The following is a 12,429-nucleotide window of genomic DNA, read 5'->3' as shown; positions in this document are numbered from 1 at the left end:
CATGGTCGTGCGTATTGCCATGGTGGCGGGAGAGGCCTCCGGCGACCTGCTGGGCGGCCACCTGATCGCGGCGCTCAAGCAGCAGCTGCCGGATGCCGTGTTCTACGGCATCGGCGGACCGCGGATGCAGTCGCAGGGCATGGAGTGCTGGTGGCCGATGGGCAAGCTGTCGGTGATGGGCTACTGGGATGCGCTCAAGCATTACCGGGAGATCGCCGGCATCCGCCGGCAGCTGAAGAAGCGGCTGCTCGACCTGCGGCCGGACATCTTCATCGGCATCGATGCGCCGGATTTCAACCTCGGCCTCGAAACCGCCCTGAAATCGGCCGGCGTGCCGACCATCCACTACGTCAGCCCGTCGATCTGGGCCTGGCGCGGCGGCCGGATCCACAAGATCGGGCGAGCCGTCCGGCGCGTCCTCGCGCTCTTCCCGATGGAGCCGCCGCTGTACGAGAAGGCCGGCATTCCGGTGACCTACGTCGGCCACCCGATGGCCGATTCGATCCCGCTCGAGACCAGCCGCCAGGCGGTGCGCGAGAAGCTTGCGCTGCCCCGCGACTACCCGATCATCGCGCTGCTGCCGGGCAGCCGGCGCGGCGAACTGGAGACGATGGGCGAACTCTTCGTGCAGACCGCCAAGCTGATCCGCGAACGCTTCCTGCCCGAGGCCGTGTTCGTCGTGCCGCTGGCGACGCGCGAAACGCGCTTGCAGTTCGAGGCGGCGATCTACCGCCAGCAGGCGGCCGACATTCCCTTCCGGCTGCTCTTCGGGCATGCCCAGGATGCCGTCGGTGCCGCCGACGTGGCGCTGATCGCCAGCGGTACGGCGACGCTGGAGGCGGCGCTGATCAAGCGGCCGATGGTGATCACCTACAAGATCGCCAAGTTCTCGTACTGGCTGATGAAGCGCATGGCCTACCTGCCGTACGTCGGCCTGCCCAACGTGCTCTGCGGGCGTTTCGTCGTGCCCGAGCTCCTCCAGCACGAGGCGACCCCGGAGAAGCTCGCGGAAGCGCTGGTCAAGCTCTACGAGGACAAGGAGGGCGCCAAGGCGATCGAGGCGGCGTTCACCGACCTGCATCTGCAGTTGCGCCAGAATACCGCCGAGAAGGCGGCGCGGGCGGTCGTCGAATGCCTGCGCTGATCGTTCCCGACGGCCTCGTCTGCGGTATCGACGAAGCCGGCCGCGGGCCGCTCGCCGGACCGGTCGTGGCAGCGGCGGTGATTCTCGATCCGGCGCGGCCGATCGCCGGCCTCGACGATTCGAAGAAGCTTTCGGAAAAGAAGCGCCATCTGCTGGCCGGCGAGATCCGCGAAAAGGCGCTGGCCTGGGCGGTGGCCGAGGCCAGCGTCGAGGAAATCGACCGCCTGAACATCCTGCACGCGACGATGCTCGCCATGCAGCGGGCGGTTGCGGCGCTGGCGGTGACGCCCGAGCGGGCGCTGGTTGACGGCAACCGCTGCCCGCCGCTGGCGATGCCGGCCGAGGCGGTGGTCCAGGGCGACGGCAAGATCGGCTCGATCGCGGCGGCGTCTATCCTGGCCAAGACGGTCCGCGACGCCGGCATGCTGGCCTTGCACGAACAATACCCGGAGTACGGTTTCGACCGTCACATGGGCTACCCGACCGCCGCCCACTGCGCAGCCCTGGCCGCGCACGGCGCCTCGCCGGTGCATCGACGCAGTTTCGGGCCGGTGGCCCGTCAGTTGGCACTGCTGTGAAGCTGATCCAGTCGCGCGACAACGCCTTCTACAAGCAGTTGCGGCGGCTCGCCGAATCCGGTCGCGAGCGGCGCAAGCGCGGGCTTTCGCTGCTTGACGGCGTGCATCTGGTCGAGTCCTGGGAGCGTTGCCATGGTCCGGTCGAGCAGTTGATCGTCGGCGAATCGGCGCTCGCCGGCGGCGAAATCGCCGCCTATGTGGGCGGGCGCGAGGTGACCGTTCTTGCCGATCCGCTGCTGCGCGAACTGGGCATTGTCGATACGCCGAGCGGTCTGCTCGCCGTGGTCGAGACGCCGGCGGCGAAGTTCACGGTCGACCTTGCCGGCGACGCAATTTTGCTGGACGGTGTCCAGGATCCGGGCAACCTCGGCAGCCTGCTGCGCAGTGCCGCCGCCGCCGGCATCCGCCAGGCGCTGCTGTCACCGGGCTGTGCCGCAGCCTGGTCGCCGAAGGCGCTGCGCGCCGGGCAGGGCGCCCATTTCCTGCTCGACATCCACGAAGAGGCCGATCTCGCCGCTTTCATCGCCGACTACCGCGGCACCGTGGCGGTCACCTGTCTCGAGGGGGCTAGCGACCTGTTCGCCAGCGAATGGCAGGGACCGCTGGCCTGGGTCTTCGGCGCCGAGGGGCAGGGCGTGCGTCCGGCCTTGATCGCCGCCGCCGGTCTGCGCCTGCGCATCCCGATGCCGGGCGCGGTCGAGTCGCTCAATGTCGGTGCGGCGGCGGCCGTCTGCCTGTTCGAGATGGTCCGCCGACGCGCCTGATCAGCGCAGGTTGAGTTCCTGCAGGATGGTTGCCGAGATTTCCTCGATCGACTTGGTCGACGAATCGAGCCAGCGGATGCCTTCGCGGCGCATCATCTTCTCGGCCTCGGCAATCTCGTAGCGGCAGTTGGGCAGCGAGGCGTACTTGCTGCCGGCGCGGCGCTCCTCACGAATCTGGTGCAGGCGCTCGGGCTGGATGGTCAGGCCGAACAGCTTGGCGCGGTGCTTTTCCAGCGTTCCCGGCAGTCGACCGCGATCGAAGTCTTCCGGGATCAGCGGGAAATTGGCGGCCTTGAGGCCAAACTGCATGGCCAGGTAGAGCGAGGTCGGCGTCTTGCCGCAGCGCGAGACGGCGACCAGGATGACGTCGGCCTCGGCGAGGTCGCGGTCGGTGATGCCGTCGTCGTGGGCCAGCGTGTAGTTGATTGCCTCGATCCGCTTCTTGTATTCCGAGCTTTCGGCGGTGCCGTGCGAACGGCCGACGGTGTGGCTCGACTTGCGGCCGAGCTCGGCTTCGAGCGGCGCTAGGAAAGTGTCGAAATAGGACAGGCAGAAGGCGTCGGCCTGGTGCACCAGTTCGCCGAGTTCCTGGTTGACCAGCGTCGTGAACACGATCGGCCGCATGCCGTCTTCCTCGCCCTGGGCGTTGATCCGGGCGATTGCCTCCTGGGCTTTTTCGAGGCTGTCGAGGAAGGGGATGCGAACCTGCTTGAACTCGACTTCCTCGAACTGGGTGAGCAGGCTGTGGCCGAGGGCTTCGGCGGTCAGGCCGGTGCCGTCGGAGATGAAGAAGACGGTGCGTTTGATCGGATTGGGCATGGTTTGGGGATTTTAACCGCTGTTGCGCAGGCCGGCAGCGATGCCGTTGATGGTGATGTGGATGCCGCGGGCGACGCGCTCGTCGGTGTCGCCGGCGCGGTGGCGCTTGAGCAGCTCGACCTGGAGGTGGTTGAGCGGGTCCATGTAGGGCGCGCGCAGTTGCAGCGAGCGCTTGAGCATCGGGTTGTCGGCGAGGAAGTCGTCGCGTTCGAGGATGGCCAGCAGGTGGCGGCGGGTCAGCTGCCATTCGCCGACGATGCGGCTGAAGATGCGTTCGCGCAGTTCGCTGTCGGCAACCAGTTCGGCGTAGCGCGAGGCGATCGCCAGGTCGGTCTTGGCCAGCACCATGTCCATGTTCGACAACAGGCTCTGGAAGAACGGCCAGGACTTGAGCATGCGGCGCAGCGTGGCCAGGCCGTCGGGATTTTCCGCCAGCCAGCCGTCGACCGCCGAACCGAAACCGTACCAGCCGGGCAGCATCAGCCGGCATTGCGCCCACGAGAAGACCCAGGGAATCGCCCGCAGGTCCTCGATGCGCTCCGATGCCTTGCGCGACGCCGGACGGCTGCCGATGTTCAGCGAGGCGATTTCGGAAACCACCGTCGACTGGCGGAAATAGGTGGTGAAACCAGGGGTTTCGTAGACCAGGCCGCGATAGGCGTTGAAGGCGCGCAGCGACAGCTGGTCCATGACACCATGGAACTGGCCGGCCGGCTCGACGCGGTTTTCGTGATCAGTCAGGCTGGCTTCCAGTGTGGCCGCGAGCAGCACCTCGAGGTTGCGGCGACCGGTGTCGGGCGTGCCGTACTTGGTCGAGATGACTTCGCCCTGTTCGGTCAGGCGGATCTGGCCGGAGACCGCGCCGGCCGGCTGGGCCAGGATGGCGTGGTAGGAGGGGCCGCCGCCGCGCCCGACCGAGCCGCCGCGCCCGTGAAACAGGCGCAGGCGCACGCCGTGGCGGGCGAAGGTGTCGGCGAGCAGGATTTCCGCCTTGTACAGTTCCCAGCCCGAGGTCAGGAAACCGCCGTCCTTGTTGCTGTCCGAGTAGCCAAGCATGACCTCGTGCTCGTCGCCGCGGCCGGCGACCAGCTGGCGGTAGCCGGGGATGGCGAAGAGCTGGTCCATGATCGCCGCGCTCTTCTGCAAGTCCTCGATGGTCTCGAACAGCGGGATGATGTTGACGTCGAGGCGCGGCTCGGCGCCCGGGCGCAGCAGCCCGGCTTCCTTGAGCAGCAGCGCCAGTTCGAGCAGGTCGGAAACGCCGTCGGTCTTCGAGATGATGCAGTTGGGCAGGGCCGCCTCACCGTACTTGGCGCGCAGTTCGCGGGCGGCGAAGAAGATCGCCAGTTCGCCGCGGGTTTCCTCGTCGTAGTCCAGCCATGGCGAGTAGAGCGGGCGCGGCGAGGCGATTTCGGCGGTCAACAGCGCAATCCGCTCGTTTTCCGGCAAGGCTTCGTAGTCGCCGCAGCGGCCGGCGGCGGCGAGCAGCGCGGCGACGCTGCGGGCGTGCACTTCGGAGTTCTGGCGCAGGTCGATCGGCGCCAGGTGGAAGCCGAACACCTGCACTGCGCGCAGCAGCCGGCGCAGACGGCCGCCGGCCAGGCGGGCGCTGCCGTTGAGCTTGAGCGAACTGGCCAGGACCTTAAGTTCGCCGCGCAGCTCGGCCGGCGTGGCGTAGGGTTCGGCGTGGCCGATCTCGTGGCGCACCGGATCGACATGGTCGAGCGCCCGGGCGGTCGCCGCCAGGCGGGCGTAGATGCCCGACAGCGCGCGCCGGTAGGGTTCGTCGATGCGTTGCGGCGACTGGTCGGGCGAGACGTCAGCGAGCTGCCGGAGTTCAGGCGTCACCTTGACCAGCAGGTCGGACAGCGGCAGTTCGGCGCCGAGTTCGTGGACTTCATCGAGGTAGTGATTGAGCGTTGCCGCCGATTGCAGGCGCAGCGCCTCGTTGAGGATCTCGGCGGTGACGAAGGGGTTGCCGTCGCGGTCGCCGCCGATCCACGAGCCGACGCGAAAGAACGGCGGCAGCGCCCAGCGCTGTTGCGGGTAGCGCTTCTGCAGCTGCTCGGTGGCCTGGATGTAGAGGCGCGGCAGTTCGCTGAAGAAGGTTTCCTGGAAATAGCTGATGCCGTTCTTGACCTCGTCGATGACCTTGAGGCGGACCGGGCGCAGCATCCGCGACTGCCACAGGGTGAGGATCGCGTTGGCCAGCGCCAGCTCGTTGTCGGCGGCCTCTTCGGGCGTTAGCTGCTGGCGTTCGCGGCGGTCGAGCAGGCGGGCGATCTCGCGGTGGTTGCGGATCAGGCTCTGGCGCTGGACCTCGGTCGGGTGGGCCGTAAGCACCGGGGCGACCAGTGCGTGGGCGAAGAAGTCGGCCAGGGCTTCCGGCGAGACTTTGGCGGTCGACAGCGCATCCAGGGCAAAAACCAGGCTGCCTTCGCGCGGCGGAGATCCGGCCAGGTCGTGGGCGCGGCGCCGGCGGATGTGGTGCTCGTCCTCGGCGATGTTGGCCAGCTGCAGGAAGTAGCTGAAGGCGCGAACGACGGCCTGGGTGGTGTCGCGCGGCAGCGGGTCGAGCAGGGCGGCGAGCTGGTCGCGGCTGGCCGGGTCGCCGTCGCGGGCGAAGCGGACGGCGGTCTGGCGGACTTCCTCGACGATCGCATAGACGGCATCGCCTTCCTGGTCGCGCACGGTGTCGCCGAGCAGGCGGCCGAGCAGGCGGATGTCGTGGCGCAGGGGTTCGTCCTTGTGGCTGTCGGGCATCGAATCGGTCATCGCGGTGGGTCTCGTCGGGGTGGTGCCGCCGGCGGCGGCTGTTCGTGTCAAGGGCCTCGGGCGGCTGGCGCCGGCGAGGCCCCCGGATTGTGCAGGATTCCCGCGGCGGCGGGAATCCGTCGTTGGCTTCAGTGCTGGCGGACGAGCAGCACCGAGGCGCTGGCGATGCGCGCCAGCTGCTCGGCGACCGAGCCGAGGATCAGCGTCGCCAGGCCGCGGCGGCCGTGGCGGCCGATGATGATCAGGTCGACGCCGAGTTCGCCGGCCTTGTCGGCGATGGTTTCCGAGACGCGGCGGTTGCGTGCCTCGAGCAGCACGCTTTCGGCATCGATGTCGGTGGCCTCGGCGAGGGCGTCGTCGAGCAGCTTGCGGCCGGCATTGGCGATTGCCTGGAGGGCGTTGTCGATGTTCAGCGAGGTGGTGAAGGTGCGGCCGTGCATGGCCATCAGCGTTTCGTCGGCAACGTGGCAGATATAGAGCTTGGCCTTGCTGCTGCGGGCGATGTGCAGTGCTTCGTTGAGGGCGCAGCGCGAGGTGTCGCTATCGTCGATGGCGACGAGGATGTTCTTGTACATTGAAAAATCTCCGGAAAGTCTTGAGTGGCGCGTAAGTTAGCAATTCGCCGAGGTTTCGGCAGTTAGGGAAATCCTCAACAGGTGTTTTGCGGTCGACTGCATTTTTCGAGCAAATATGCGATCGATCGGTAGTCGATGCCGGATTCGGCGGAGAGGCCGATTTCGCAGGTCCGGTTGGTCGACACGCCACAACCGCAGGCGGCCGGCAGGGCCGGCTTGAGGTGGCGCAGCGCGTGCCGGTTGAGTTCGGGAACGGCGAAGCCGCGGTCGCCGGCGAAGCCGCAGCAGGTCACGGCGGCCGGCTCGATCACGGTTTCGGCGCAGGCCTTGAGCAGGGCGCGCAGCTTGGCATCGCTGCCGCTCTTGCGCACGCTGCAGTTGATGTGCAGGGCGACCGGTTCGTGCTGGCGGACGATCATCAGCCGTGGCAGCAGCGCGTCGTGGGCAAATTCGTGGAAATCGAAGAGTTGCAGGCGGCCGGCCAGGTGCTTCTGCATGCGGGCGGTACAGGTGCTGGCGTCCATGATCACCGGGTAGCGGCCGTTGTCCGAGGCTTTCAGCAGCGCCGCCTCGAGCTGCGCCGACATGGCGTCGGCCTCGATCGCCAGGCCCTTGCTCGCCAGCATCTGGCCGCAGCACAGCTTGTCGAAACCTTCGGGCAGGATCGGCGCGTAACCGGCACGGCGCAGCAGTTCGCTGACGACATCGCCGAGCTGGGCGTCGCCGGCGCCGGTCGGGCCGAAGATGCGGCCGCCGCAGGTCGGGAAATAGACGACCGGGTCGCCGCTCGCCCGGATCGCCGCCGGGGCGCGGCCGGGGCGCGGCATCGGCAACTTCCAGGCGCCGCCGGAAAGCTTCGCCAGGGTTTTCTGGCCGACCACCGCGGCGGCGGCGTGGCCGAGCGCCAGGCCGGCGCGGGCAGCACCGGCGAGGACGCCGAAATTGCGCCCGCTCCAGGCGTTGACCGCGCGCGCGCCGTCGTTCAGACGACGTCCGCGCAGGCGCCGGGTGAGGTCGCCGGTGTCGATGCCGACCGGGCAGGCGGTCGAGCACAGGCCGCAGCCGGCGCAGGTGTCGAGGCCCATGTAGGCGTAGTCCTCGGCGATCTTGCCGGCGGCTTCGCCGGCCGCCTCGCGGCGGGCCAGTTCGCGGACGCTGGTGATGCGCTGGCGCGGGCTCAGCGTCAGCCGGTGCGAGGGGCACAGCGGTTCACAGAAGCCGCATTCGATGCAGCGGTCGATGATGTCTTCGGCCGCCGGCATCGGCTTGAGGTGGGCGAGGTGGGCCTGCGGGTCGGCGTTGAGGATGACGCCCGGGTTGAGCAGGCCGGCCGGGTCGAACAGCGCCTTGATCCGGTGCATCAGTTCGGTCGCCTCGCGCCCCCATTCAAGTTCGACGAAGGGCGCCATGTTGCGGCCGGTGCCGTGCTCGGCCTTGAGCGAGCCGTCGTAGCGGCTGACCACCATCTCGCACAGTTCGTCCATGAAGCGCGCGTAGCGGTCGATCTCGCTCGGCGTCGCGAAATCCTGGGTGATCACGAAGTGCAGGTTGCCTTCGAGGGCGTGGCCGAAAATGATCGCCTCGTCGTAGGCATGCTTCCTGAGCAGCGCCTGCAGGTCGAGGGTGGCGTCGGCGAGCGCGGCGATCGGGAAGGCGACGTCCTCGATCAGCACCGTCGTGCCCGTCTTGCGCATTGCGCCGACCGCCGGGAACGTGCCCTTGCGCACCTTCCAGTACATTTCGCAGGTCGCCGGGTCGGTCGAGAACTGGATTGGCTCGACCGTGGCGACGCCGGCCAGTGCGCCGTGCACGGCGGCGATCCTGTCGGCGACCGCGGCCGCGTCACCGGCCCGTACCTCGATCAGCAGTGCCGCCGCGTCGTCGCCCAGGCTGCGCATCACCGCCGGCAGGCCGGGTTTGTCCTGGACCGAGCGCAACGCCGGCCGGTCGAGCAGTTCGACCGCCGCGACCGGCTGCGTCTTGAGCCGGATGACCGCTTCGCAGGCGCTGCGGATGTCGGGGAAGAAGACCAGCGCCGAGGCCTTGCACGGGTCCTCGACGACGGTCTGGTAGGTGATCCGCGAAATGAAGCCGAGCGTGCCTTCGGAGCCGATCATCAGGTGCGCGAGGATGTCGAAGGGGTCTTCGAAGTCGACCAGCGCGTTGAGGCTGTAGCCGGTGGTGTTCTTGATCTTGAACTTCTGGCGGATGCGTTCGGCCAGCCGTGGGTTGGCCCGCGTCGACTGGCCCAGGCGCTCGAGTTCGCCGAGCAGGACGGCATGCGACTTGGCGAAGGCGTCGCGGCTGAGCGGGTCTTCGGTGTCGAGCAGGGTGCCGTCGGCAAGCATCACGCGCAGGCCGGCCAACGTCCGGTAGCTGTTCTGGGCCGTGCCGCAGCACATCCCGGAAGCGTTGTTGGCGGCGATGCCGCCGATCTTGGCGGCACCGATCGAGGCCGGGTCGGGACCGATCTTGCGCCCGAGCGGCGCCAGCCGGCGATTGACCTCGCCGCCGACGATGCCCGGGCCGAGACGGACGCTGCCGCCGTCCGCCGCGATTTCGCAGGTGGCGAAACCTTCGCCGATCAGCGCCAGGATGCCGTCCGAAATCGCCTGCCCGGAAAGGCTGGTGCCGGCGGCACGGAAGGTCAGTGGAACCTGCAGGCGATGGGCGGTGGCCATGACGTGGCGGGCCTGGGCTTCGTTTTCGATGATCGCGATGACCTGCGGAATCAGGCGGTAGAAGCTGGCGTCGGTGCCGTAGGCGAGACGGCGCAATTCATCGGTGATGACCTGCGAGGTCGGCAGTTGTTCACGCAGGGTGGCGGTCAGTAGCTGGCTCATGCTTTGTTCCGTTCCTTTAAACGATCACGCAGGCGTTGCGGCGCCGGCCGCAGCGGTTCGCGGACGCTCGTCCACGCGCCCTGATGCGCCGGCAGCAGCCAGCCGAAACGGCTGCCCAGCCAGGAGGCCGCGCGGTACAGCGCGGGCGAACGGTAAACCAGCGCCCAGCCGCGCCAGATCGCCGAGATCAGCGGCGAGTGGCCGGCGCCCTGGCCGCGCATCGCCGGCTTGGCCTGCGGCGCCGAGAAGGCCTCGTTGCGCAGGCGGATGAGCAGTTCGGGAATCGGTATCTTGACCGGGCAGACCTCGCCGCAGGCACCGCACAGGGACGATGCCGTGGTCAGGCCGGCGGTGGCGTCGAGGCCGAGCATGTGCGGCGAGATGATCTTGCCGATCGGCCCGGGGTAGGTGGTGCCGTAGGCGTGGCCACCGATGCGCGTATACACCGGGCAGTGGTTCATGCAGGCGCCGCAGCGGATGCACTGCAGCGTCTTGCGCAGCTGCTCGTCGGCGTAGGCCTGGCTGCGGCCGTTGTCGAGCAGCACCAGGTGCACTTCCTCGGGACCGTCCTTTTCGCCGGGTTTGCGCGGCGAGGAGATCATGTTGAAGTAGGTCGAGATGTTCTGGCCGGTCGCCGAACGGGTCAGCAAGGAGAGCAGCGGCGGTACGTGTTCGAGTTTCTCGACGATCTTCTCGATGCCGGTGATGGCGATGTGGATGGCCGGTGCCGTGGTGCACATGCGGCCGTTGCCCTCGTTCTCGACCAGGCACAGCGTGCCGGTCTCGGCGACGGCGAAATTGACGCCGGAAAGGCCGATCTCGGCTTCGAGGAACTTGCGGCGCAGCACGTTGCGGCCGATCTGGATCAGCGCATCGACGTTGTCGGTGTAATCGACGCCGGGCACCTTCTCATGGAACAGGCGGGCGATTTCCTCCTTGGTCTTGTGGATCGCCGGCATGATGATGTGCGACGGCTTTTCATTGGCCAGCTGGACGATGTACTCGCCCATGTCGGATTCCAGCGCCTCGATGCCGGCCGCTTCGGCGGCGTGGTTGAGCTCGATTTCCTCGCTGACCATCGACTTGCCCTTGACCATCCGGGTCGCGCCGTGGCCCTCGACGATGCCGAGGATGATCGCGTTGGCCTCGTCCGGCGTCTCGGCCCAGTGCACCTTGATGCCGTTGACGGTCAACCGGCTTTCCAGCTGCAAAAGCAGGTCGGGCAGCTTGGCCAGGTTGTACTGGCGGATCGCTTCGCCCAGGCTGCGCAGGCTTTCCAGTTCCTCGGGGTCGGGGAACTGGGCGGCGCGCTTGCTCATCAGGAAATCCATCGCGCCGCGGAAGCTCTGACGCAGGAAGGGGCTGTCGACGACGGCCTTGGAACGGGCGCGGAAACCCTCGGCCGGCTTGAAGTGCAAGGTATGTTCGCTCATGCCTCGCCCTCCAGCAGCAGGACGATCAGTTCCTTCGGGCCGTGCGCGCCGTAGGCCAGCGTCTGCTGGATGTCGGCGGTCTTCGACGGACCGGAGATCAGCAGCGCATTGGTCGGCAGGCCGTCGGCCCAGCCTTCGCTGGTCATCGCCTCGTGGAAGGTGTTGTGGATTTTCGTCGCGTCGAGCAGCACGATGTGCACCGGCGGCACCAGCGACATCAGCCGCGGTTCCTTTTCGTCCGGCCACAGGATCAGCGTGCCGGTCTCGGCGATGGCGCCGCGGGCGGCGGTCAGGCTGGCCGGCGTGGCGTTGAACAGTTCGCTCTTCCAGGCCTCGATGGCCATGTCGTAGAGGCTGCATTCGACGCCGCGCGGCGGCAGTTCGTCGAGCGCCAGCTCGCCGTGCGGCGTGCCTTCGGCGACCAGCAGGCGGTCGATGCCGCGGGCCTTGAGCACCTGGTGCAGGGTTGCCGTCCAGTCGCCGCGGCTGACCGAATAGACTTCGGCGTGGGCGAGTTCGATGTAGTGGCGGAAGCGGGCGACCCGCGCGTCGGCGGTCTCGCTCGGGCGATGGCTGGCGTACCAGGCGGCGACGTCGGGCAGCGATCTGACGGTCGACGGCGCGTTCTGGCGCAATTTGCCGAGGATGCGGTCACGCGCGCTCATTGTTCACCTCCGCTGCGGCGCAGCAGGAAACTGGCGATGTGCTCGCCGGGCAGGCTCGGCGCCCGGCCTTCCTGCTTGTCGCGCCAGGCGGCGTGGCCGAGGATGTTCATCAGGCAGCCGCAGTCGGCGCTGACCACGCGCTCGGCGCCGGTCGCCTTGAGCGCCTTGACCTTGTCCTCGACCATGGCGCCGGAAATCTCCGGCTGCTTGATCGAGAAGGTGCCGCCGAAGCCGCAGCATTCGGCTTCGTGCTCCTGGCGGGCGACGGTGACCTGAGCGAGTTCGCCGAGCAGCTTGTGCCCGGTCAGGTGCACGCCCATCTCGCGGCGCGCCGAGCACGAGGTGTGGAGGACGACGGTGCATGGGCTGCCGCAGTCCTGCGGCTTGAAATCGAGTACTTCGACGAGGAACTGGGTCAGCTCGTACACGCGTGCCGAGAGCTTCTCCGCCAGCGCCTTGCGCGCCGGGTCGGCGGCGAACAGCGTCGGGTAGTGGTGCTTCATCATGCCGGCGCAGGAGCCGGACGGGACGACCACCGGCCAGTCGTTGGGAAACAGCGTCAGCTGCTGCGCGGCGACGCGCCTGGCCTCTTCCTCGAAACCGCTGCTGTAGGCCGGTTGACCGCAACAGGTCTGGTCTTCGGGAAAGTGCACGCGGATGCCCTGGCGTTCGAGCAGGGTGATCGCGTCCATGCCGGCATCGGGGAAGAACTGGTCAACGACGCAGGTGGCAAAAAAATACACGTCGGCGGGCCGGCGTGCCTGGGGGGTCGGGTTTGTCATCCTCGCTCCATCATTCGTTTGTCTGGATAAATGGTAAGACCAGTTATTTGT

General features: G+C 67.9%; 10 protein-coding genes. 3 read left to right on the top strand and 7 right to left on the bottom strand.

The window, feature by feature from the left end:
• Position 1 precedes the first annotated feature (1 nt).
• From lpxB to DFR40_RS03970, 3 genes are read left to right on the top strand one after another with little or no spacing between them, the layout of a single operon-like run.
• The gene (lpxB, locus tag DFR40_RS03980) at positions 2 to 1,144 is read left to right on the top strand and encodes a lipid-A-disaccharide synthase (RefSeq protein WP_121457177.1); all 1,143 of its coding nucleotides are present in this window, start codon (positions 2 to 4) and stop codon (positions 1,142 to 1,144) included.
• Positions 1,132 to 1,722 carry a ribonuclease HII gene (rnhB, locus tag DFR40_RS03975; protein ID WP_121457176.1) on the top strand — a complete coding sequence of 197 codons (591 nt, stop codon included), beginning with the start codon at positions 1,132 to 1,134 and terminating at the stop codon, positions 1,720 to 1,722. The genes lpxB and rnhB overlap by 13 nt, the downstream gene beginning before the upstream one ends.
• Entirely contained in the window at positions 1,719 to 2,486 is a 768-nt protein-coding gene (locus DFR40_RS03970) for a TrmH family RNA methyltransferase (RefSeq protein WP_121457175.1), read from the top strand. Before rnhB ends, DFR40_RS03970 begins: the two co-directional genes overlap by 4 nt.
• Here DFR40_RS03970 and ppsR read toward each other — a convergent pair whose 3' ends face one another.
• The 7 genes from ppsR to DFR40_RS03935 all read right to left on the bottom strand — a co-directional run bounded on the left by ppsR (position 2,487) and on the right by DFR40_RS03935 (position 12,378).
• Positions 2,487 to 3,305, bottom strand: coding sequence for a posphoenolpyruvate synthetase regulatory kinase/phosphorylase PpsR (gene ppsR / locus DFR40_RS03965; protein WP_121457174.1), 819 nt, complete (start codon positions 3,303 to 3,305; stop codon positions 2,487 to 2,489). It abuts the gene before it with no gap.
• Between the two features lie 12 nt (positions 3,306 to 3,317).
• The gene (gene ppc, locus DFR40_RS03960; protein ID WP_245985594.1) at positions 3,318 to 6,080 is read right to left on the bottom strand and encodes a phosphoenolpyruvate carboxylase; all 2,763 of its coding nucleotides are present in this window, start codon (positions 6,078 to 6,080) and stop codon (positions 3,318 to 3,320) included.
• A 128-nt stretch (positions 6,081 to 6,208) separates the two neighbouring features.
• Positions 6,209 to 6,655: a universal stress protein gene (locus DFR40_RS03955; RefSeq protein ID WP_121457172.1), complete on the bottom strand. Its 447-nt coding sequence runs from the start codon at positions 6,653 to 6,655 to the stop codon at positions 6,209 to 6,211.
• Between the two features lie 74 nt (positions 6,656 to 6,729).
• Complete coding sequence (locus DFR40_RS03950; protein WP_121457171.1) at positions 6,730 to 9,498, bottom strand: FAD-binding and (Fe-S)-binding domain-containing protein; 2,769 nt, start codon at positions 9,496 to 9,498, stop codon at positions 6,730 to 6,732.
• Positions 9,495 to 10,931: a LutB/LldF family L-lactate oxidation iron-sulfur protein gene (locus tag DFR40_RS03945; protein ID WP_121457170.1), complete on the bottom strand. Its 1,437-nt coding sequence runs from the start codon at positions 10,929 to 10,931 to the stop codon at positions 9,495 to 9,497. The genes DFR40_RS03950 and DFR40_RS03945 overlap by 4 nt, the downstream gene beginning before the upstream one ends.
• Positions 10,928 to 11,596 (bottom strand): LutC/YkgG family protein, encoded by a 669-nt coding sequence (locus DFR40_RS03940; protein ID WP_121457169.1) that lies wholly within the window; start codon positions 11,594 to 11,596, stop codon positions 10,928 to 10,930. Before DFR40_RS03940 ends, DFR40_RS03945 begins: the two co-directional genes overlap by 4 nt.
• On the bottom strand, positions 11,593 to 12,378 hold the full coding sequence (locus DFR40_RS03935; RefSeq protein ID WP_121457168.1) for a (Fe-S)-binding protein: 786 nt from the start codon (positions 12,376 to 12,378) through the stop codon (positions 11,593 to 11,595). Before DFR40_RS03935 ends, DFR40_RS03940 begins: the two co-directional genes overlap by 4 nt.
• Between the last annotated feature and the right edge of the window lie 51 nt (positions 12,379 to 12,429).

Origin of the sequence: Azonexus fungiphilus, assembly GCF_003634965.1 — a bacterium.
GTDB lineage: Bacteria > Pseudomonadota > Gammaproteobacteria > Burkholderiales > Rhodocyclaceae > Azonexus > Azonexus fungiphilus.
Note: the sequence above shows the minus strand (reverse complement) of the source record. Positions and strands in the feature narration are given on the sequence as shown.

Coding starts and splice junctions, on each gene's coding strand:
- DFR40_RS03955 (WP_121457172.1), bottom strand. CDS start 6,655: ATGTACAAGAACATCCTCGTCGCCATCGACGATAGCGACACCTCGCGC.
- ppc (WP_245985594.1), bottom strand. CDS start 6,080: ATGACCGATTCGATGCCCGACAGCCACAAGGACGAACCCCTGCGCCAC.
- DFR40_RS03945 (WP_121457170.1), bottom strand. CDS start 10,931: ATGAGCGAACATACCTTGCACTTCAAGCCGGCCGAGGGTTTCCGCGCC.
- ppsR (WP_121457174.1), bottom strand. CDS start 3,305: ATGCCCAATCCGATCAAACGCACCGTCTTCTTCATCTCCGACGGCACC.
- DFR40_RS03950 (WP_121457171.1), bottom strand. CDS start 9,498: ATGAGCCAGCTACTGACCGCCACCCTGCGTGAACAACTGCCGACCTCG.
- lpxB (WP_121457177.1), top strand. CDS start 2: ATGGTCGTGCGTATTGCCATGGTGGCGGGAGAGGCCTCCGGCGACCTG.
- DFR40_RS03935 (WP_121457168.1), bottom strand. CDS start 12,378: ATGACAAACCCGACCCCCCAGGCACGCCGGCCCGCCGACGTGTATTTT.
- rnhB (WP_121457176.1), top strand. CDS start 1,132: ATGCCTGCGCTGATCGTTCCCGACGGCCTCGTCTGCGGTATCGACGAA.
- DFR40_RS03940 (WP_121457169.1), bottom strand. CDS start 11,596: ATGAGCGCGCGTGACCGCATCCTCGGCAAATTGCGCCAGAACGCGCCG.